The 18,843-nt window shown below is 67.3% G+C and carries 22 protein-coding genes, 1 tRNA gene and 1 pseudogene; 19 read left to right on the top strand and 5 right to left on the bottom strand.

The features are described from left to right. Positions 1-93 precede the first annotated feature (93 nt). Together xerC and ACGFU7_RS23365 are read left to right on the top strand one after the other, a co-directional pair. Positions 94-897: pseudogene (gene xerC, locus ACGFU7_RS23370) on the top strand (tyrosine recombinase XerC); the annotation flags it as partial. A gap of 454 nt (positions 898-1,351) precedes the next feature. Next, positions 1,352-1,903 (top strand): flavoprotein, encoded by a 552-nt coding sequence (locus ACGFU7_RS23365; RefSeq protein ID WP_393697923.1) that lies wholly within the window; start codon positions 1,352-1,354, stop codon positions 1,901-1,903. Positions 1,904-2,021: 118 nt separating this feature from the next. On the opposite strand, the gene ACGFU7_RS23360 is transcribed toward ACGFU7_RS23365, so the two are convergent. Further along, positions 2,022-2,624, bottom strand: a complete 603-nt coding sequence (locus ACGFU7_RS23360) for a hypothetical protein (protein WP_393697922.1) — start codon at positions 2,622-2,624, stop codon at positions 2,022-2,024. A gap of 284 nt (positions 2,625-2,908) precedes the next feature. Between ACGFU7_RS23360 and ACGFU7_RS23355 the strand changes: the two genes are divergently transcribed. Both ACGFU7_RS23355 and ACGFU7_RS23350 read left to right on the top strand, forming a co-directional pair. Then, positions 2,909-4,351 carry a hypothetical protein gene (locus tag ACGFU7_RS23355; protein WP_393697921.1) on the top strand — a complete coding sequence of 481 codons (1,443 nt, stop codon included), beginning with the start codon at positions 2,909-2,911 and terminating at the stop codon, positions 4,349-4,351. Positions 4,352-4,834: 483 nt separating this feature from the next. Continuing rightward, on the top strand, positions 4,835-5,626 hold the full coding sequence (locus tag ACGFU7_RS23350; RefSeq protein WP_393697920.1) for an NUDIX domain-containing protein: 792 nt from the start codon (positions 4,835-4,837) through the stop codon (positions 5,624-5,626). Here the strand turns inward: ACGFU7_RS23350 and ACGFU7_RS23345 are convergent. Next, positions 5,610-6,743: an XRE family transcriptional regulator gene (locus ACGFU7_RS23345; protein ID WP_393697933.1), complete on the bottom strand. Its 1,134-nt coding sequence runs from the start codon at positions 6,741-6,743 to the stop codon at positions 5,610-5,612. The two genes, ACGFU7_RS23350 and ACGFU7_RS23345, sit on opposite strands and share 17 nt — an antisense overlap. A 359-nt stretch (positions 6,744-7,102) precedes the next feature. Between ACGFU7_RS23345 and ACGFU7_RS23340 the strand changes: the two genes are divergently transcribed. The 11 genes from ACGFU7_RS23340 (at position 7,103) to ACGFU7_RS23290 (ending at position 13,618) form a co-directional block, all read left to right on the top strand. Continuing rightward, on the top strand, positions 7,103-7,432 hold the full coding sequence (locus ACGFU7_RS23340; protein ID WP_329541943.1) for a hypothetical protein: 330 nt from the start codon (positions 7,103-7,105) through the stop codon (positions 7,430-7,432). A gap of 5 nt (positions 7,433-7,437) precedes the next feature. Then, a complete protein-coding gene (locus ACGFU7_RS23335; protein ID WP_393697919.1) occupies positions 7,438-8,799 on the top strand; it encodes an FtsK/SpoIIIE domain-containing protein in 1,362 nt (453 codons plus the stop codon). 78 nt (positions 8,800-8,877) lie between these two features. Further along, the gene (locus ACGFU7_RS23330) at positions 8,878-9,051 is read left to right on the top strand and encodes a hypothetical protein (RefSeq protein ID WP_393697918.1); all 174 of its coding nucleotides are present in this window, start codon (positions 8,878-8,880) and stop codon (positions 9,049-9,051) included. 79 nt (positions 9,052-9,130) lie between these two features. Then, positions 9,131-9,793, top strand: coding sequence for a DUF2637 domain-containing protein (locus ACGFU7_RS23325; protein WP_393697917.1), 663 nt, complete (start codon positions 9,131-9,133; stop codon positions 9,791-9,793). Between the two features lie 14 nt (positions 9,794-9,807). After that, entirely contained in the window at positions 9,808-9,999 is a 192-nt protein-coding gene (locus tag ACGFU7_RS23320; RefSeq protein ID WP_393697916.1) for a mobile element transfer protein, read from the top strand. A gap of 18 nt (positions 10,000-10,017) precedes the next feature. Then, the gene (locus ACGFU7_RS23315; RefSeq protein ID WP_393697915.1) at positions 10,018-10,173 is read left to right on the top strand and encodes a hypothetical protein; all 156 of its coding nucleotides are present in this window, start codon (positions 10,018-10,020) and stop codon (positions 10,171-10,173) included. 22 nt (positions 10,174-10,195) lie between these two features. Beyond that, complete coding sequence (locus ACGFU7_RS23310; RefSeq protein WP_393697914.1) at positions 10,196-10,540, top strand: SpdD-like protein; 345 nt, start codon at positions 10,196-10,198, stop codon at positions 10,538-10,540. A gap of 90 nt (positions 10,541-10,630) precedes the next feature. Then, positions 10,631-10,837, top strand: a complete 207-nt coding sequence (locus tag ACGFU7_RS23305; RefSeq protein ID WP_393697913.1) for a hypothetical protein — start codon at positions 10,631-10,633, stop codon at positions 10,835-10,837. A gap of 137 nt (positions 10,838-10,974) precedes the next feature. Continuing rightward, positions 10,975-12,258, top strand: a complete 1,284-nt coding sequence (locus tag ACGFU7_RS23300) for a replication initiator (protein ID WP_393697932.1) — start codon at positions 10,975-10,977, stop codon at positions 12,256-12,258. Next, positions 12,255-12,467: an excisionase family DNA-binding protein gene (locus ACGFU7_RS23295; protein WP_393697912.1), complete on the top strand. Its 213-nt coding sequence runs from the start codon at positions 12,255-12,257 to the stop codon at positions 12,465-12,467. The genes ACGFU7_RS23300 and ACGFU7_RS23295 overlap by 4 nt, the downstream gene beginning before the upstream one ends. After that, positions 12,467-13,618: a tyrosine-type recombinase/integrase gene (locus tag ACGFU7_RS23290; protein WP_393697911.1), complete on the top strand. Its 1,152-nt coding sequence runs from the start codon at positions 12,467-12,469 to the stop codon at positions 13,616-13,618. The genes ACGFU7_RS23295 and ACGFU7_RS23290 overlap by 1 nt, the downstream gene beginning before the upstream one ends. A 100-nt stretch (positions 13,619-13,718) precedes the next feature. Here the strand turns inward: ACGFU7_RS23290 and ACGFU7_RS23285 are convergent. Next, positions 13,719-13,793, bottom strand: a tRNA-Val gene (locus tag ACGFU7_RS23285). A gap of 223 nt (positions 13,794-14,016) precedes the next feature. Here ACGFU7_RS23285 and ACGFU7_RS23280 point away from each other — a divergent pair. The 4 genes from ACGFU7_RS23280 (at position 14,017) to ACGFU7_RS23265 (ending at position 17,282) form a co-directional block, all read left to right on the top strand. After that, a complete protein-coding gene (locus ACGFU7_RS23280) occupies positions 14,017-14,781 on the top strand; it encodes a DUF4097 family beta strand repeat-containing protein (protein ID WP_393697910.1) in 765 nt (254 codons plus the stop codon). A gap of 71 nt (positions 14,782-14,852) precedes the next feature. Continuing rightward, positions 14,853-16,247, top strand: a complete 1,395-nt coding sequence (locus tag ACGFU7_RS23275) for a hypothetical protein (protein WP_393697909.1) — start codon at positions 14,853-14,855, stop codon at positions 16,245-16,247. A gap of 126 nt (positions 16,248-16,373) precedes the next feature. After that, a complete protein-coding gene (locus ACGFU7_RS23270; RefSeq protein ID WP_393697908.1) occupies positions 16,374-16,964 on the top strand; it encodes a DUF4383 domain-containing protein in 591 nt (196 codons plus the stop codon). A gap of 90 nt (positions 16,965-17,054) precedes the next feature. Further along, the gene (locus ACGFU7_RS23265) at positions 17,055-17,282 is read left to right on the top strand and encodes a zinc ribbon domain-containing protein (protein WP_114244342.1); all 228 of its coding nucleotides are present in this window, start codon (positions 17,055-17,057) and stop codon (positions 17,280-17,282) included. A gap of 32 nt (positions 17,283-17,314) precedes the next feature. On the opposite strand, the gene ACGFU7_RS23260 is transcribed toward ACGFU7_RS23265, so the two are convergent. Further along, positions 17,315-17,974: an O-methyltransferase gene (locus tag ACGFU7_RS23260; protein WP_393697907.1), complete on the bottom strand. Its 660-nt coding sequence runs from the start codon at positions 17,972-17,974 to the stop codon at positions 17,315-17,317. Next, positions 17,971-18,843 carry an HAD family hydrolase gene (locus ACGFU7_RS23255; RefSeq protein WP_393697931.1) on the bottom strand — a complete coding sequence of 291 codons (873 nt, stop codon included), beginning with the start codon at positions 18,841-18,843 and terminating at the stop codon, positions 17,971-17,973. The genes ACGFU7_RS23260 and ACGFU7_RS23255 overlap by 4 nt, the downstream gene beginning before the upstream one ends.

Here is an 18,843-nt window from a genome sequence, read left to right as displayed (position 1 = left end):
GCTCTCCCAGGCCCCTTACCGCACAACGGACATGACGCCACGTCACTCACGAGACCGGCGAACCGGACCAATCCCAATCACGCAATGCCCCTGGTTGCCGATGTGCGGCGCTTCCCCGTTCGCTTGGAGCAGCAGACCACCGCGGCGACCGCCAAGGAGTCACACCGCATCCTGCGTGCCGCCCTGACCGCCGCCTGCCGTGAGGAACTGGTCATGCGCAACGTGGCCACCCTCGTGGAGCCCCCGTCCGCCGCGCCTCGGGACCTCTCCCCCTGGTCGCTTGACGAGACGCTGTCTTTCCTCACGGCGGCCCGAAAGGACCCGCTGTACGCCGCCTTCGTCCTCGCCATCGCACTCGGCTTCCGTCGCGGTGAGATCGTCGGCCTGCGGTGGGAAAACGTCGACCTCGACAAGCGGGAGATCCGGGTCCGTACCCAGCGCCAGCGTGTCCGCGGTGAGGCATACGAGGACGATCCCAAGGGACGCCGTAGGAAGCAGACGCTTCCCCTGCCCGCACTCTGTGCCGCTCCGCTCCGCTGGGAACGGCTTCGGCAAGCTGCCATGCGCGAAGTTGCTGGTGATCAGTGGGAGGAGACCGGTTACGTCTTCACCACCTGCACCGGCCGGCCGATCGAACCGCGGAATCTGTACCGCTCGTTCACTCGCGTGGCCAAGACCGCCGGGCTCCGCGTGATCCGGCTGCACGACGCCCGGCACGGCTGCGCGACCCTGCTGACCGCTGCCGGTGTGGCCCCCCGCGTCGTCATGGAGATCCTTGAGCACAGCCAGATCGCCGTCACGATGAGCGTCTGCGCCCACGTCATTCAGGACGCCGCACAGCGCGAGGCGCTGAGCCACCTGGACCGCATGCTCAAGCGGCGACCCGACCGGCCGTGAGTGACCGCTCCCCGTTGATGTCAGAACTGAACGTCAAAGGCCCCCAACCATGATCGGTTGGGGGCCTTCCCACTGGTGGGCGCGGACGGTTTCGAACCGCCGACATCTGCTTTGTAAGCCTGGCGCCGATCTCCGATTGGTCGTTCCAGGTCAGCAGGCCTGTGGCGGTGCGGCCCCTGCCTACGGGCGCATGTCCCTTCACGGCCCTCGACTGACCGTGGCTGACCGCTCGTTCTGGCACGGTTCTGGCACGAGCTGGCCCTCTCGATGCGAACTATCGGCGGGGCGGTCGCTGAGGGCTGTGAGCCTGTCCACGCGGGGGCTGGGGACCGGCAGCGGTTGCTGATAGTCGCTGTGGTTTGCGGTACTTCTCTGCTGTACTGCTGGCCCTGGGGATAGACCAATACGGGGTGGTGGAACCGTGAGTGCAGGCAGCCGCGGAGTACTGGGCGTCGTGGGCACAGCAGCCGACGGGGTCGAGCAGCTACGCACCGGACTGGTGGAGCCAGCCATCGCCCTCGGCTGGCAGGTAGCCGTGACCCTGACGCCCACCGCCGGCCGATGGCTGAGGGCGAACGGCGAGCTGGAACGCCTGGAGGCACTGACCGGCCTGCCGGTGCGGGATACGCCTCGCCTGCCGACTGATCCTCGCCCACACCCTGTTGCCGACTGCTACGTCGTCGCACCCGCTAGCGCGAACTACGTGGCCAAGCTCGCGGCGGGCATCGCCGACAACCAAGCTCTGACGCAGGTAGGTGAGGCGCTCGGCACGATCGGCGTTCCGGTGGTGGTGTTCCCTCGGGTCAACGCAGCTCACGCAAGACATCCGGCATGGCAGGGGCACATCGAGGCACTGCTGAAGGCGGACGTGGACGTTGTCTACGGCCCTGACGTCTGGCCGTTGTATGAACCTCGCGAGGGACCAGAAGTTCGGGAGTTGCCCTGGCCCACAATCATGGAGTCCATCGGGCAAGCTGCGCCCCAGCCTGTCCGACATCCGCTTTAGGACCCGTACCGGCTCCACACTGCACGCACGCCCCCAATGCTCTCAACTTCACACTGCGGCTGGGAGTCGCCCGACGACTCTTCCACCTTGCTGCAAGAGAGAAGCGGTTTCACCCGACTCACCGCGTGGCTCTAGTCCCGCCCAGGCGCGACCGCCCCCCGAGCGTCTTCAGAAGGTCCTCCATATCCACCCGCGCAGCAGTATGAGCGACCTCATCCAGGGGGTTCTCCGCGAACGCATCCATGGTGCCCTCGAAGGTGAGGAGCTCCCTCGACTCCACCGAGCTCAACTGCTCCAGTGCCGACATCCACGTCTTGGAGTCCCGTGAAGAGTGGCCCTCCTGAAAAGGCGTCATCGCGAGTCGCTCGGCCAGCTGCACCGTCAACTCCCCATACGCAGAGACCAAGGCCGCTCGCACCCTCCGCTGCTGGGCCTGCGACAGCTTCCAAGCGGCCGTCACCATGTCACAGACAACGCGTGCCCGGTGAGTGACGGATAGAGGATCCCCCTGGTAGCTGCCTTGTGCCTTACTGCGTGCGTGATGATAGGCGTTGTAAGCCATCGTCTCCATCACCACCTGCCGTAGCTCCAGCAGTGCTGCCGCCCGCGCCTTGCCCACCTCCTGGCGATGGGCAACGCAGGGAGCAAGTGCCAGCACCACCACTGCGCCTCCCAAAGCGCCGGTAGCGATCTTGACCATGAGATCCAGTGCGGTATTCACGCCGGCAGTCTGCCGCACCATCATGCGGGAAGACCCCGTGCCGACAGCAGCGATTCGAGCACATCGTCTCGCTACGAGCTGGAGTGAACCGTGCTCGGTGAAGGCACGACTCGCCCATTGGTAGATCCGGCAGGCGAGGGGCTCTCGTCCCTTGGTCCGCCTGATTTGTTTACGGAGCGTCACAGCATGGGTATCCAGGCGCCGGGGCGGGCGTGCCGCCCACTTGAACTGGGGGGCCAGTGAGGGTTTCGGAGTACTACAACATCGGTCGCAGCCAAGGCACGTTGGACTTCGTTGACGTCGACACCGTCAACGACATTCGCGTGTACATCGACCCGAGCACAATTCGCCACTTGACAGATGACTGGGGGAAAGAATGCATAATCATGATTACCACCTTCTTCGATAGCGTTCTTGACGCAGTTAGGATGGGCGACAAAGAACGGACAACTTACCTACTGGGCAATCTTGGAGAGCCGAACGAAACCCACCTGGGGATCTCGCGTGGAAAAAGTGCAGGTCGCGGTTTCGGCAAGCAGATGAGCGTCGATTTCGCCGCCAAACTAGCTGCGAGCCAGGCAGCGCAAACAGGGCTCATCGAGGACCTCGAAGACACATCCTTCTTCCTCGACAGGGTCGATAAAGACATCGTCTCCGATATTACGACCAACATAATCCGCGGACCACTGATCTCCTACACGCAGCAAATGGCAGGCGTATTTGGAATTCCCCTTGAGGAAGGGATAGAAAGTGGGGCCGTCTGGAACCCGCGCCGACTTGAATGGGAGCAAGGGTACACAGAGTTGCCAGTGGCGGACGGAGAGAAACTACTCCTGGTGCCGAAAGTGATAGTGCGTCGCGATTTGCATCTTTCTCGCAGTGAGTATTATAGGAATCATCTGGCACCAACGCTTCAGTCGGAAGAGGCAGAGAACCCCGGAAGCAAGTTGGTTCGCGTACTAAAGGACGGCAGCCGAAAAGTATACAAAGGGGATATCGAGAAAGAGTACGGAAGCTCAAAGCCTGACGTGGTCAGGGAGACACTCAAGCGCCCCTCCGTCTACTCCAGCTATCGCGAAACCAAGAAGAGTGTCCCACCCACACCCATCTCACACACAGAACTAAGCGAAGTTGGGAACACACCACCGCCCGATTATGAAGCCCTGCTCGAAGCAGTGGTAAGCACGCCACCCGGCAAGGCGGAGGCAGGGAACTACCACTCTCGGGTCGAAGCCCTCCTGACAGCCCTGTTTTACCCCTCCCTCTCAATGCCCGAAATGGAGGAAGAGATCCACGAGGGGCGCAAGCGAATTGACATCTCCTACACAAATAATGCCGTGAGTGGATTCTTCCGGTTTCTGACTCGCCACAAAATTCCATCAAAGTACGTATTCATAGAATGCAAGAACTACGGAAAAGAGGTGACCAATCCAGAGCTCGATCAACTCTCCTCTCGATTCTCCCCCCTGCGAGGACAGTTTGGAATTTTGACCTGTAGGTCTTTTGATGACAAGGACAGATTCCTCAATCGCTGCCGCGACACAGCACTTGATCATCGCGGATTCGCAATCGCCCTAGATGACAGCGACCTTGCCCAGATAGTCTCGGATGTCATGAAGGCGATTAACTGGAAGCCTTCAGACCCTCCGCCTCGGGAACCGGAAATCCCTCCGCGCATTCACGACTACCCCCTGCTTCATAAGCGCCTAAAAGCGCTGGTCAGCTGAGCAAAAGGTCGGCGGAGCGGGTTTGGCCGGTGTCCTGCCCGGTTTGGGGTCGAGCATGATCAGGGGGCCGTACGCTGGCCGGCAACTCGGGCAGGCTGTGATCCTGCCCGGAATTTGAACGAGTGGCCCCCTGGTCTTGCTCGACGCGGGACCCGAACCGGGGAGGTGGCTAAAGCCGTGGAGCCGACCGCCCCAGCCACAGCGGGTTTCCCCACCCCCGTGCCGGCCGTTTCTCTCGGGCTGGTGTCGCGCTCGGTGCGCCGCCGCACGGCCGGGGGCAGCCGGGGCGGAGACAGAGGCAGCCCCCGGCCGGGGGCTGCGGCGCGCGCCGCGCTTGCGCGGCGCCTTGAACCCGTAGAGAAGGTTTCTACTCACTCCACGCCTGCCGGGGAGTTGGCGCGTGATCGTCACCTGTTGATGGTCAGTCCTGGCAGCTACGCTGGTGCGGGCCAGTTAGATGACAGCAGGGAGCGTGCTCAGGGGATGGGACCGAAGTCGGAGCGGGTCTACAACACGATTCGCCAGTGGATCGCCTCAGGGAAGCTGAAGCCCGGCGAGAAGCTGCCCTCTGAGCGAAGCTTGGAGAAGGACCTCGACATCGGCAGGACTCAGCTCCGCACGGTGCTGGCGAAACTCGTTGCCGAGAACGTCATCGAGTCCAACGCCCGCAGCTCCTACCGAGTGCCGTCGGCTGACGTAAGCATTGAGCGGCCCGCAGACCTGGAGCCGTGGCAGATCCATGGCGAGCGGACGGTCTACGACAACCGTTGGGTGAAACTGACGCTGGTCGACGTTGAGCCGCCGGGCGTTGCGCGCTTCGAGCATCACGTAGTGCGGCTCCATCACGTGGCGATCGCCGCTGTGGTCGACGACCAAGACCGCGTGCTCATGCTCTGGCGCTACCGCTTCGTGGCGGACAAGTGGGGCTGGGAGCTTCCCGGTGGCATCGTCGATCAGGGTGAAGACCCTCACGCGACCGCGCTTCGCGAGGTGGAAGAAGAGACGGGCTGGCGACCGACCGGCCTGGAACACGTGGTGACCTTTCAGCCCATGATCGGCATGGTCGACTCACCGCACGAGATCTACGTCGGCAAGGGGGCACAGCACGTAGGTGATCCCACCGACGTCGAGGAAGCCGGGCACGTCGCGTGGGTACCGCTCGCAGATATCCCGCGGCTGATGGCCAGGGATGAGCTGATGGGTTCAGGGACCTTGGTGGCCTTGCTGCATCTGCTGGCTTCTCGTGGCAAAGGCGCCCCTACAGCTTCTGCGTGAGCTGCTCGATGCGCCGACGGTGACGCACAGAGCCAGTCCGGTTGGCCAACAGGCGTGCTTGCTGTAGGTGCTCCTGGGCCTCCGCATGCTCCTCGCGCGCAAGGTGCGCTTGGGCGAGGTCACAGCGCAGACCTGAGGTAGCGCGGATGAACGTCGGGTCGGCCTGGCCAAGGGCCTCGTACAGGCTGCTGAGCGCGTCATCGTCTCCCAGCAGGGCCAGCGCGTTCCCGCGCCATCGAGCTAGGTGGCCACCATTCAAGAAGATGCTCAACATGTCTGAGTCGCGGGCCTCTTCGCCCCCGGGCAGGCAGGCAGCAGCTCGGTCGATTGCGCGTCGGCATTCATCGGCCAACCCGGCCTTGGCGCATAGCTCCGCCTCGGCTGCGTACAGCCACGCCCTCAGGCGCGGTGACATCTGCTGACCGCCCAAGCGCTGCGCCTCGCGGACAAGAGCGACGGCCATCTCAGGCCGCCCCGCGTCATTGAGTACGTATGCCTGCTCCGCCGTGGCGTGTGCGAGGTACATCGGTTCGCCAGCCTCCTGGGCTGCCCGCTTCCCTAACTCGTAGTTGCGCCAAGCCCTTTCGACCCCTCCAGCGTCGAGAGCTTGCCAGGCAGCAAGGGTGGCAGCTCCGGCCAAGGCCAGCGCGACGGGGCGCCGTGTCTCGGGGAGGACTGCAAAGGTGAGTGCATCCTCCAGGGTCGCAAGGTGGCCAGTCATCTGGTCGATGAGCGCTGCGGCACCCATCTGGCGATCCACGGTGCGGAGTAGCTCAGTCTGGTCCATGAACGTCTTCACCATGGTGAGGCTGACGCTGCGAGCGGAGTCGATCCGGTTGATCAGGTCGTCGTATCCATCAACCGCGGATGTCACCTCTACGGCAGCGTGCCGGCCGAATAGCTCCTCGTCCGTGACTCCCAGCACCGGACGCAGGATGCTCGCGTAGCGCTCGCTGATCGGGCGCTTGCCGTTCTCCCACTCCGAGACGTAGACCCGCAGGCTGGCAGTCGAGCCGACTTCAAGAGCATGCCTTCGCGCGTATAGCTCCAGCTCGTGGATGAGCCGCGCTTGCGACCACTTCCGCGCTCCTCGTGCTTCCTTCAGCCGATTGAGCACCTGCACCGCCGCCCCTGCGCCTGGTCCGCCAACCCTTCACAGCAGCATGCCTCACATCGGCGCAGGTAGGCAGGGGTTAACAGGGACGTTAACAAGATCGCGATGAACCTCTGTTGGCTACCGCCGAGTTGAGCAAGGCGCTTCTCTAGAAGAGTCACAGCAAGCCGAGTTGAGGAAACCGAACACCTCAAGCGCTTGACATCTGGTGCGCACCAGATGCAACCTGTTGGTGCGCACCAGATGGGAAAGCGAAGAGCCCCGCGGCTGCCGCCGTCAGGGCTCGAAGAACTCACATGCAGGAAGCGGCGCCCTACCGCCAAGCAAGTCGCCGCTTCCGCCCCTACAAGGGAGCTTCCATCATGTCATCGTTCAAGATTGATCTTTCGACCGCTGTTGTGTTCGTCGCAGTGGAGCCGAAGCTCAAGGTGATCAACAAGGAGACGGGTGAGATCGCGGTCGACCGCGAGACGAAGGCCAAGATGATGACGGTCGGCCTGACGATCGCGGATGAGGGTGAGGCGAACCTCTACACCGTCTCGATCCCGGAGACGGGCGTGCCCGCCGGTGTCATCCTCGGAATGCCGATCAAGGTCGTCGGTCTTAAGGCGCGTGACTGGGAGCGGGACAACCGGCACGGGATCGCGTTCCGTGCCGTCGCCCTGGTCACCCCGACGCCCGCCAAGGCCTGATCACCATGTCGGGAACCGTCCTGCTGATCGTGGGCGTGCTCCTGGTCGCCGCCGGGGTGGTTGTGCGGTGGCAGCGTCCGGCCTGGTACTGGATGAGCTTCGGTGTCGTGTTCGCAATGGTGCGAGTCTCGTTCCGGTTCGCGTCGGTCATGGATGCGTGCGGGCTGACGGTTCCGCCGTCCCGGCTGCGCCTCACGTGGGCCAGGATGACCAACCGCCCGGCCCCGGACTCCCGTCCGCCGCGGATTCTGCGGATGCGCCCGACCCGTACCGGGCTGGTCCTGCGGCTGAAGATGCGGCCCGGTCAGGATGCTTTCGACTTCATGGCGTCCACGGACCGGCTGCGGCACTCCTTCGCCATGCAGGGCACCAACGCCCGTGAGATCAAGTCCGGTGTCATTGAGTTACGGATGACCGGCTACGACGTCCTCAAGCGAGTCCGTATGCCGGCCGAATCGGCCCCGGGCGGTCTCCGGGTTCCGGTCGCCATGCGGGAGGACGGGGAGGTTCACTACCGCGACTACCAGGAGGTGCCGCACTCCCTGAATCTCGGGTCAACCAAGTCCGGGAAGTCCGTCTACCAACGCCAGCTGGTCAAGGAACTCGCACCGCTCCATGTCGCCCTGGTCGGCATCGACTGCAAGGAAGGAGTCGAACTCGCCCCACTCGCCCGCCGGTTCTCCGCCCTGGCCGACAACCCTGACGACGCGGCCGAACTCCTCGAAGCACTCGTGGCCCGGATGGCCGACACCTACCAAATCATCCGGAGCGAACAGCGCATCAGTGCAGACGTCCTGGACGGGGAGATCACCGCCGACATCTGGGGCCTCCCGGATCATCTGCGGCCGGTCCCGATCGTCCTTCTCGTCGACGAAGTCGCGGAACTTGCCCTGTTCTCGAACTCGGCGGAGAAGAAGCGGCGAGAGCGGATCATCACCGCCCTGGTCCGCCTGGTCCAGCTCGGCCGGGCCGCGGGGATCTACGTGGAGATCTGCGGGCAGCGCTTCGGCTCCGAACTCGGTGACGGCATCACCATGCTCCGTGCCCAGCTGACCGGCCGCGTCTCGCACCGGGTCAACGATGAAGCCTCCGCCAAGATGGCGTTCGGCGACATCTCCCCCGACGCGGTCTTGGCCACCACACAGATCCCGATCGAGCGCCCCGGCATGGCCGTGGCCGGTGACTCCTCCGGCGGCTGGGTCCGTATCCGCACCCCCTTCACGACGCTCCGCCAAGCCGTGAACGCCTGCAACAGCCACGCACACCGCACGCCGGTGCTCCGCGGATTCGCCGCCTTCCGGCCGGTCCTGCCGGATGTGTCCCTGGTCAAGACCCCGGCCCCGGCCAGCACCCCCGCCACGGCCTGACCACACCCCCGCCCCACGGTCGGCGCAACCGCCCATGCGCCAGGTCCCTACCCCCGCCATGCCTCAGGGAGGACAGCCATGCCCGCTACTAGGAAGCCCCGGGCCCCGCGGAAGAAGCCGTGTCCGGACTGCAAGAGGGCTGGCCAGGTCTCCGAGACCTTCCAGGTCGGCAGCCGCACCAAGCACGAGTCGGCCGACCGGCAGGAAGCGCTCTGCCTGACCTGCTTCGGCACCGGCCACGCCCCCGAGTAGCGCCCCGTAGCGGACGGGCGGCAGGACACAGATCCCCGCCCGTCCGTGGCCCCAACACCCCAGCGAAGGAGGTGAAGACATGACCCGCTCGATCCGCCCGGACGCCGTCCTCGTGCAAGCCGTGATCGCCGGTGCCCTGTCCTTCGCCCACCTGCACGACATCGCCGCAGCAGCCGGACAAGACGGCTGGAAGGCCTGGGCCTACCCCATCTCCGTCGACCTGCTGCTCGTCGCCGCCTGGCGCCGCCTACGCATCCTCCGCAGCACCGGGGAGCCGACCCGTGCGGCATGGACTTGGTTCGCCGTCGCACTGGCCGCTTCCCTCGGCGCGAACATCGCCACCGCCGGACTCCTCGACCTGACAGACGTACCCGCCTGGCTCCGCATCCTCGTCGCGGGATGGCCCGCCCTCGCGTTCCTGGGCGGCACCCTCCTCGTCCACACCCCAACCACCGAGGCAGACAGCCCCTCCGAACCGATGGCCGCGGTCGCTCCGGAATTCGTGCCGGCCGAATTCGCCGAATCTGAGCCGGTCCCGGATGCGGTCGAGGTTGCCGAGCCGATCCCCGCACTATCTGCCCCTGCCCCTGTGGATGTTCCGCCCGCGCTGGTGGACCACGCCCGCAAGCTCGCCGACGCCCACCGCTCCTCGACCGGCCACCCGATCGACTCGGCCACCCTGCGCGACCGCCTCGGACTGCCCGGCCCGATGGCTGACCAGCTCGCCACCCACCTCGCCTGACAAGGAGATCTCTGATGGCTGCTCGTGACTTCTTCCACTCCGTGATGCGGATCGGCCCGGTGCAGATCGGCACCCACCGCGACCGCCACGGCCGCACCAAGCACGCCGCCGTCTGCTCCAACGACAGCTGCGGCTGGTCCTCCGATTACTCCAGCCAGTCCGCCGCCCAGCTCGCCGCCCGCACCCACCGCTGCCGCACCCACTGACCGAAAGGACTGATCCCCGTGGACGTCCCTCTGTGGCTCGCCCTGATCGTCGTCGGCTGGCTCGGAATCAAGCTCTTCCGGCCCCCGGCCTGGCTCGTCGTCGTGATCCTCCTCGGCGGCTTCCTCCTCGCCGACAGCCTTCTCGCCCCCGTCATCGACACCGCCGTCAAGTAACCCGCCAGGAAGGAGAACAGCCATGATCCGCCCCCGTATCCCGGTCAACCCGCTCCCCACCGGCATCGTCACCCCTCTCACCACCACCGCCCACGCCGCCGCCATGGCCCCGGCCGAGCGGCACGCCGGTGCCTGCGGCTGCCAGCACACCGCCCCGGCACCCGTCGCCCCGGCCGCTGCTGCCCCTGCTGTTCGGCTGTCCCCGGCCGGTGTTCTCGCTGTCGTCGGCGGTGGCGCTGCTGTCGTCCTGGTCGTCGGCGCGGTCCTGGTCTCGCTGCTGCTCGCGGTCGCCGTCACCGGCGCTTCGGTCGCGGTCTGCGCGGTGGTCCTGCGCTCGCTGCTGAACAACCCGCCCCGCCACCGCTAGCGGGCTCTCCGGGTGGCCTCAACCGCCAAGTCTCCGCCGCCCGGAGAGCCCCACTCCTCACCGATCCAACAACCGGAAGGAAGCAACATCATGCCCCAGCACCGCCATGCCCCCGCCCGCATCTGCCCGGCCTGCGACGGCTTCGCCTCCGCCGCCGTCACCCTCGGCGGCCGCGACCGCAACGGCAACCGCCGCACCATCACCGCCCACTGCCGCACATGCCTCGGCACCGGCACCACCCCGCCCCTGCGCACCCTCCTCAACGCCGCGGCCACCGCCGCCTTCACCCACCGCTGACCCCGCCGCCGGGACACCGCCGCCCTCCTCAGGCCCGGTGTCCCGGCCTTCGCTTTCCGGAAGGAGGCATCACGTTGAGCACCACGACCGCACCGCCCCCGGTGGGCGAACTCGCCTTCCTCGCCAGCCTGGGCACCATGCCCGGCCTCATGGCCCAGCTCCGCGGCCTCGGCGGCTGCACCACCCCCATCCGCCTCGACGGCACCCGCACCGACATCCACCCCGCCACCGGCGAAGTCCTCGGGGAACTCCACTCCTCGGACCTGCCCGCCGGAAACCTCCTGGTCCGCTGCAACAACCGCCGCGCCACCCGCTGCCCGGCCTGCGCAGAGACCTACCGCCGCGACACCTACCAGCTCATCACCGCCGGACTCCGGGGCGGCAAAGGCACCCCCGAACAAGTCGCCACCCACCCCCGCGTCTTCGCCACCTTCACCGCCCCCAGCTTCGGCCCCGTCCACAACCAACCCACCCACGGCCGCTGCCGCTGCGGCACCCAGCACCCCGACACCGCACCCGAGCTCGGCACCCCGCTCAACCCGGCCACCTACGACTACGAAGCAGCCGTCCTCTGGAACGCGCACGCCTCAAAGATCTGGGCCCGCTTCTCCATCTACCTGCGCCGGGAAGTCGCCAAGCGCGCCGGACTCTCCCAACGCGCCTTCAAGGAGCACGCCCGCGTCTCCTTCGCCAAAGTCGCCGAGTACCAGCGCCGCGGGGCCATCCACTTCCACGCCGTGATCCGCCTCGACGGCCCCGAAGGCGGCGACACCCCTCCCCCGGCCTGGGCCACCCCAGACCTCCTCACCGACGCCATCCGCGCCGCATCCGGCGCCACGGACGTCCCCGGCCCTCTCCTCCACGGCCGTACCTACACCTTCGCCTTCGGCCGACAGCTCGACATCCGCCCCATCCGCTCCGCCGACTTCGACGGCAACACCGAACTGACCGAACGCGCCGTCGCCGCCTACATCGCCAAGTACGCCACCAAGGGAGCAGAGACCGCGACCGGCACCCTCGACCGCCCCATCAAGTTCCTCGCCGAACTCGCCCAGATGACCCTGACCGACCACGCCCGCCAGATGATCCGCACCGCCTGGACCCTCGGCGCACGCAAAGACCTCGCAGACCTCCGCCTACGTGCCTGGGCCCACATGCTCGGCTTCCGCGGCCACTTCTCCACCAAGACCCGCCGCTACTCCACCACCCTCGGCGCCCTCCGCACCGCCCGCGCCGAATGGCGACGCCTCCAAGCCGCCATCGCCCACGGTGACGAAACCCCCACGCCGGCCGATCCAGACAGTGACGACACCACGCTCGTCCTCGCCCACTGGAACTTCGCCGGAACCGGCCTCACCCGCGGCGAAGAATGGCTCGCCGCCTCCATCACACCCGACCCAGAAGGAGAGATTCCCGCATGACTGACCGACTGCTGACTGTGGAGGAGGCCGCCCAGCTCCTCGGCACAACGACCCGGTTCCCTCGCCGACTGATCGCCGAACGTCGGATCGTCTTCGTCAAGGTCGGGCGTCATGTGCGCATCCCTGAGCGTGCCTTGGCTGAATTCGTCGCCGCCAACACCGTGCAGCCGATCGTCGCGAGTCGTCGGCGCTTTGGGGCGGTGGCCTGATGGCGAACCAGAAGGGCAAGCGTCGTCGCTTCGGCTCGGTGCGCAAGCTGCCGTCCGGCCGCTTTCAGGCTCGGTATCCAGGCCCGGATGGCCTCCTGCGTTCGGCGCCAGAGACCTTCGCAACCCAGACCGACGCCGATCGCTGGCTGGTGCGGAAGGAGGCGGAGATCATTGAGGGGCGCTGGCAAGATCCGGACGAGAAGATCGTGTTCGGTGTCTACGCCGACGCCTGGTTCAAGGAGCGCGACTACGCCGCCACCACTCGGGAACGCAATGGCAGTGCCCTGCGCCTGCACGTCCTGCCCACCTTCGAACGCTCCGTGTTGAGTGAGATCACGACGCCGCAGATCCGGCGCTGGCGGGCCGTGCTCCTCGATGCTGGCGTGGGTGAGCCGACTGTGGCCAAGGCGTACCAGATCCTCAGGGCCATCATGAACACGGCCGTGGACGACGGAGTGATTCAGCGCAACCCGTGCCGCATCAAGGGCGCTGGCGCTGCGAAGACCGCCGAACGGCCGTTCCTCGAAGTCGCGGAAGTCTTCCAGCTCGCCGAGGTCGTGCCCGTCAGGTTCCGCGTCTTCATCCTCCTGGCTGCCTTCACCGGCCTGCGCTTCGGCGAGTTGGCAGCTCTCCAGCGACGCGACGTCGACCTTGAGCGGCGCACTGTCGCCGTACGCCGCGCGCTCGCCGAGACGCGGACAGACGGGCTGCTGATCAAGGCTCCCAAGAGTGCGGCCGGAGTCCGTACCGTCGCCTTCCCGACGTCCCTCGGGGCCGAGCTGGTCACGCATCTCGACAAGCACGCCGAGCCGAGCCGTACGGGTCTGGTCTTTACCGGAGCGCGAGGCGGACACCTTCGCCGGAACAACTTCCGTCGTATCTGGCTGAGGGCTGTCGAGGAAGCCGGGCTCGGAGACGTGCATTTTCACGACCTCCGGCACACGGGCAACACCCTCGCCGCGACCGGTGGTGCAACGACTCGTGAGCTGATGCAGAGGATGGGGCACTCGTCGGTTCGAGCCGCGCTGATCTATCAGCATCTGGTCAACGGACGCGACCATGCAATCGCCGCTCACGTCGACGAGCAGATCATGAAGGTCCGGCCGGCCGATCCTTCCGAGGAAGGCCCGGAGGAGGCATCTGGCACGTGAGTGGCACGACGCCACTCCCCCGCGCGAAATCGCGGTGAACGAACAAGGCCCAGGCTCTCGGCTTACCGCCGGTGACCTGGGCCTTTGCTGTATGTCCTGCTGGTGGGCGCGGACGGTTTCGAACCGCCGACATCTGCTTTGTAAGAGCAGCGCTCTACCCCTGAGCTACGCACCCGTGGATGAGGCAACAGCGTACATGGACTACGGCCCACGGTCACAAACGGTGCCGGGGCGGCAGTGGGCGGGGGCAGGGACCGCAGGGCGGCTGCGGTGCCGTCCGGGGGATATCCCCACCCCTCATACGGTAGCCGCCCGGATTCTGCCGGGAGGGGCGGCGTACCTACGGTGGGCGCACACGGTCGGGACCGCTCGCCGTACGAACTGGGGGAAAGATCATCGTGGCACTCCGTACCCGCACTCTCATCGCGTCCGGTGGGGCCCTGCTTCTCGGTCTTGCCCTCACCGGCTGCGGCAGTACGGATCCGGGCGACGCGCCCGCCGAGCACAAGTCGTTCGCGTTGAGCGGGAAGACGCTGACCATCTACTCCGGTCAGTCGTCTCTGGAGCTCGTACCGGCCGATGTGCGGAAGGTCGAGGTGACCCGTCGTGTCGACGGGTGGGTGGTTCTCGGGAACGGGCCCGATCCCCAGTGGAAGATGCAGGACGACACGCTCACGCTCCAGGTGAAGTGCAGGGCGGTGATCAGCGACTGTGCCTCGCAGCATCAGGTGAAGGTGCCGCGCGGGGTGGCGGTGGTCGTCAAGGGGGACAACGGAAAGGTCGTCGCGTCCGGCTTCGACACTCCCCTTACGCTCCACGCCGACAACGGCGCGGTGACCGTCCGGGACTCCAGTGGGCCGCTCAAGCTGGCGAGCGACAACGGTGGCATCGTCACCGAAGGGATCTCGGCCAAGTCCGTGTCGGCGCGGTCCGACAACGGCAGGATCCGGCTGGGGTTCGCCTCCGTGCCGGACCTCGTGGACACCGCGAGTGACAACGGAGGGATCACCATCGATCTGCCGGGCGGCTCCGTGAGGTATGCGGTGGACGCCAGCGCACACAACGGACGCGTCTCGGTGGACGCGCCGCGCAGCGACAACAGCAGCCACGTGGTGAAGGCCCGCAGCGACAACGGTCAAGTCACGGTCCGAAGCGTGAACTAACCGGCCCGTGTGTTCGTCCTTACCTGGTGGGAGAATGTACCGGGCAGGGCGAAACGGCACGGGAGAGGGATGTGACGGCGACACACGCGCGGCCGCAGGCGAGAGCGGGTGGGAGTTCCGCCGTCAAAGGTGTCAAGAGTGTCAGGGGTATCGGGGATGTCCTCGTGCTGATGTTGCTGCCTGTGCCGCTGCTCGCCGCCACGTTGCCTGCCGCGTTCGCCGGTGGCGGTACGAGGCGCTGGTTCGGCGGGCGCGGGGAGAGTCAGCGCGCCGATGCGCAGGCCGCGAAGGACGCCGCCGCTGCCGCCTTCTACGAGCTGGACACGGCCCAGCGCGATCTGCGGATCTCGATCGAGACGATCACCGCGGTGGACAGCTCGCCCGGTGCGCGCAAGGCCGTGGATGACTTCGCCGCTCTCGGGCGGCGGATCGACGAGGCCAGTCATACGTACATCACCGCGGTCGATGCGCACGATCTGGACCGGGACGATCTGGAGCCTGCGGTCGCGGCCCGGGCCAGGACCGAGCTGAACACGGCCAAGGACGAGCTGGTACGGGTCAAGGGCGAGCTGGACCGGTTCACGCAGGGCCTCGGGCCGTTGCTGGACAAGGCGGAGACGCAGCTCGCCCGGCTCGCGCCCGCCGTGGAGCGGGCCCGGCAGGCGCTCCTCGGTGCGAGCAATGCTCTCGATGCGGTGCGGGCGTCCGGACTGCGGGCGGACGATCTCGCCGCGCGGCTCGCGGCCCTCGCTCCCGAGCTGACCAAGCTCAACCAGGGCGCCGGCCGGCACGGCGTTCCGGAGACCCTGCAGCGTGCCGATCAGGTGCTGCGCGATGCCGAGGCGGTACGGGCCGAGGCGGCCCAGCTGCCCGAGCGGGCCGCCGAGATCGACCACCGGCTGGTGTCGCTGCGTACCCGTGCCCAGGCGTTGACGACCCGGGCGGGATCGGTGGAGCCGGTGCTGAGCGAGCTGCGGAGGAGGTTCTCGGCGGCGTGCTGGCAGGACCTTCAGCCGGTGCCGGAGCAGGCGGCGACCAACGTACGTCAGGCCGAGGAGAAGCTGAAGGAAGCCGCCAAGGCGCGTGACGAGCAGCGGTGGGCCGATGCGACCTCCCGGCTGAGTACGGTGCGCGCCCTGCTGAACACCACGGACGAGGCGGTGTCCGCGGCCGGCGACCGGCTGCACCGGCTCAACGATGTGGCCAAGGATCCGCAGCAGGAGATCCAGCGGACCCGGTTCGCGATCCGGGACGCCCAGCGCCTGGCCATGGCCGGGCGCAACACGCCAGAACCGCGCCACGCCCGTCCGCTGGACGATGCCGTGGCGCGGCTGGAGCGCGCCCTCGCCGGTCTGGAGGGGCGCCACCCCGACTACTGGCACTTTCTGACCGAGACCGAAGCAGTACGGCAGACGGCTGCGCGGGTGGTCTCCGAGATCCGTGAGGAGCGCGGGGCCGGCGGGTGATGGACCGGGGGTGCTGCGACGGCCCTTCTGCCTCCTGTACACGCCGGGTTCCGGCCCTCCGGGCCTTCTGATGTGCGGCAGCATCCCCGTGGGCGGATCCTGGTAGTACGCCCGAAGGAGGCCGACATGGCCACCCATGTACTGCACGCCACCGGACGACAGACCCGCCGCCGCCGAAAGGTCACCCAGCTCGACAAGCACCTGCCGGTCGACCACCGGCTCAGCCGCGTCTACCGGGTCGGGGCGGGGCTGATGGGGCTGGTGCTGCTCGCCTTCGGAATCCTGGGGCTGATCGACAAGATCGGCTTCTTCAACACGGGCGGTGCCACCGTTGCGGGCCTCAACACCAACGGCGCTCTCAGCGTCCTGTCCATCTGCGTCGGCCTGCTCTTGTTCATCGGGATGGTGATCGGCGGCAACTTCGCCTCGACGCTCAACATGATCCTGGGCATCGCCTTCATCCTCAGCGGATTCGTCAATCTCGCCCTGCTCGAAACCGACTACAACTTCCTCGCCTTCCGCCTCCAGAACGTGCTGTTCAGCTTTGTGGTCGGTCTGATGCTGATGGTGTTCGGGATGTACGGGCGGGTCAGCGGCGGCCTTCCGCACGACAATCCGTACTGGCGGGCCCGCCACCCCGAGGAGGCCGAGCGGGAGATGCGGATGGGCCGGAAGGCTACGACGACGACGCCGATGCCGGTCGTCCGCCGCCCCTAGCCGTCTGCGTACCTGCGTGCTCCCGTCTCCTTGCCGCCCGTGGCCCGTTGTGTCTGTCTCCCCTGGGCCGGTGCCGGATAGCCTGGGGCCATGCCTCGTTACGAGTACCGCTGCCGCTCCTGCGGAGACACGTTCGAACTCAGCCGCCCGATGGCTCAGTCCTCCGACCCGGCCTCCTGCCCCGCCGGGCACGCCGACACCGTGAAGCTTCTCTCCACCGTGGCCGTGGGCGGGTCGTCGGCCAAGTCCGCGCCCGCCGCCCCGTCGGCCGGCGGCGGGGGCGGTGGCGGCTGCTGCGGCGGGGGTTGCTGCGGCTGAGAGGGGACAACCGGAGTCGCGGCCCGCGGCTCCTACCGCTTGCGGGAGAGCGTCAGCCCGTCCGACACGGTGAGCAGCACGCTGTCCATCCGCGGGTCGGCGGTCACATGGTCATTGAATTCCTTGATCGCCGCCGCTCCGCCGGTCGCCTGCGGGTCGGTCACCCCGCCATGGAAGAGCACGTTGTCCGTGACGACGAGAGCGCCCTGTCGCATCCGGGGCACCAGCTCCTCCCAGTACGGGATGTAGTTGCCCTTGTCCGCGTCCAGGTAGGCGAGGTCGATGTGCGGCTCGGCCGGCATCGCCTGCAGGGTGTCGAGCGCGGGGGCGATCCGGAGCTCGATCCGGTCGGCGACGCCCGCCTTCTCCCACGCCTCCCGGCCGTAGGCGGTCCACTCCTCCGAGATGTCGCAGGCGATCAGCCGTCCTTCGGCGGGCAGCGCCTGTGCCATCGACAGGGCGGAGAAGCCGGTGAACGTCCCGACCTCCACGATGTGCCGGGCCCCGGTCAGCCGGACGAGGAAGGCGAGCAGCGGTCCCTGTTCCTCGGCGGACTGCATGCCGGCGTGCTTGGGCAGGCGTGCGTACGTGGTCTCGACGAGCTCGCGCTGCACCGCGTCGAGCGGTGGATTGTGCGCCAGCATGTACGCGTACAGCTCGTCCGTGATCTTGGTTTCGTTGCCCTTGGTCATCGCATGCTCCTCGTCGGTCCCACCGGGCCCGAGGCCCGGAGGAAGTGGCGCAGGATCTCCTCGCCCGCGGCCACACCGTATGCGTCCGTCACGTCGACGTGCGGGGCGCTCCAGCCGGTGTCGGCCAGTTCGCCATGGGCCGGGCGCCAGGCGTGGTCGGCGGCGAGGAGCAGGTCGGCGTCGAGGAGACTGTCACCGGCGGCGAGGGTGAGTGTGGCGCCGGTGCGCCGGGCGACCTCGTTCATGGCGGCGCTCTTGGTGAGCGGGCCCGGCACGGCGTAGATCTTGCGGCCCTGGAGGGAGACCGTCCAGCCGCGGGTCTGCGCCCACTCCCCCAGTTCCTTGACCCAGCCCTCGGGCAGCAGCGGGCGTTCGACGACGAGATAGGCGAAGAGGTCCTCGGCGACCCGTTCCTTGAGCAGCCAGGCGGGGTCGGCCGCGGCCAGGAGGTGGGCGCGGACCTCGGCGAGCGAGGCGCATTCGTCGGCGAGCCTGCGGGACACCTGCGTCTGCCAGTCGGGGTCGGATTCGCCGTCGACGAGAAGGTGTCCCCCGTTGGCGCAGATCGCGAACCGCGGCGCGGGACCGGGGAGATGGACGCGCCCGTACTGCTCGCGGGTGCGGGTGGTCGTCGGGACGAAGACCGTGGTCCGGGCGAGTTCGCCGAGCAGTGTCGCGGCCGTCTCGGTCAGGTAGGAGAGCGGCTTGTGGTCGTACACCTCTACACAGAGCAGCCGAGGGGCTTCGGCGTCCGGCATGGGGAGCTGGAGCGCCGCCGCCGAGTAGATCAGGGTGCGGTCGAGGTCGCTGGCGACCAGTGCCACGGGGGCGGTCGGGGCCGTCGCGGTGGTCGGAGCGGTGGCCGGGAT

Source organism: Streptomyces sp. NPDC048473, from assembly GCF_043200155.1.
Lineage (GTDB): Bacteria > Actinomycetota > Actinomycetes > Streptomycetales > Streptomycetaceae > Streptomyces.
Note: the sequence above shows the minus strand (reverse complement) of the source record. Positions and strands in the feature narration are given on the sequence as shown.

Coding starts and splice junctions, on each gene's coding strand:
- ACGFU7_RS23350 (WP_393697920.1), top strand. CDS start 4,835: ATGGGACCGAAGTCGGAGCGGGTCTACAACACGATTCGCCAGTGGATC.
- ACGFU7_RS23340 (WP_329541943.1), top strand. CDS start 7,103: ATGTCATCGTTCAAGATTGATCTTTCGACCGCTGTTGTGTTCGTCGCA.
- ACGFU7_RS23335 (WP_393697919.1), top strand. CDS start 7,438: ATGTCGGGAACCGTCCTGCTGATCGTGGGCGTGCTCCTGGTCGCCGCC.
- ACGFU7_RS23330 (WP_393697918.1), top strand. CDS start 8,878: ATGCCCGCTACTAGGAAGCCCCGGGCCCCGCGGAAGAAGCCGTGTCCG.
- ACGFU7_RS23325 (WP_393697917.1), top strand. CDS start 9,131: ATGACCCGCTCGATCCGCCCGGACGCCGTCCTCGTGCAAGCCGTGATC.
- ACGFU7_RS23320 (WP_393697916.1), top strand. CDS start 9,808: ATGGCTGCTCGTGACTTCTTCCACTCCGTGATGCGGATCGGCCCGGTG.
- ACGFU7_RS23310 (WP_393697914.1), top strand. CDS start 10,196: ATGATCCGCCCCCGTATCCCGGTCAACCCGCTCCCCACCGGCATCGTC.
- ACGFU7_RS23305 (WP_393697913.1), top strand. CDS start 10,631: ATGCCCCAGCACCGCCATGCCCCCGCCCGCATCTGCCCGGCCTGCGAC.
- ACGFU7_RS23300 (WP_393697932.1), top strand. CDS start 10,975: ATGCCCGGCCTCATGGCCCAGCTCCGCGGCCTCGGCGGCTGCACCACC.
- ACGFU7_RS23295 (WP_393697912.1), top strand. CDS start 12,255: ATGACTGACCGACTGCTGACTGTGGAGGAGGCCGCCCAGCTCCTCGGC.
- ACGFU7_RS23290 (WP_393697911.1), top strand. CDS start 12,467: ATGGCGAACCAGAAGGGCAAGCGTCGTCGCTTCGGCTCGGTGCGCAAG.
- ACGFU7_RS23270 (WP_393697908.1), top strand. CDS start 16,374: ATGGCCACCCATGTACTGCACGCCACCGGACGACAGACCCGCCGCCGC.
- ACGFU7_RS23265 (WP_114244342.1), top strand. CDS start 17,055: ATGCCTCGTTACGAGTACCGCTGCCGCTCCTGCGGAGACACGTTCGAA.
- ACGFU7_RS23260 (WP_393697907.1), bottom strand. CDS start 17,974: ATGACCAAGGGCAACGAAACCAAGATCACGGACGAGCTGTACGCGTAC.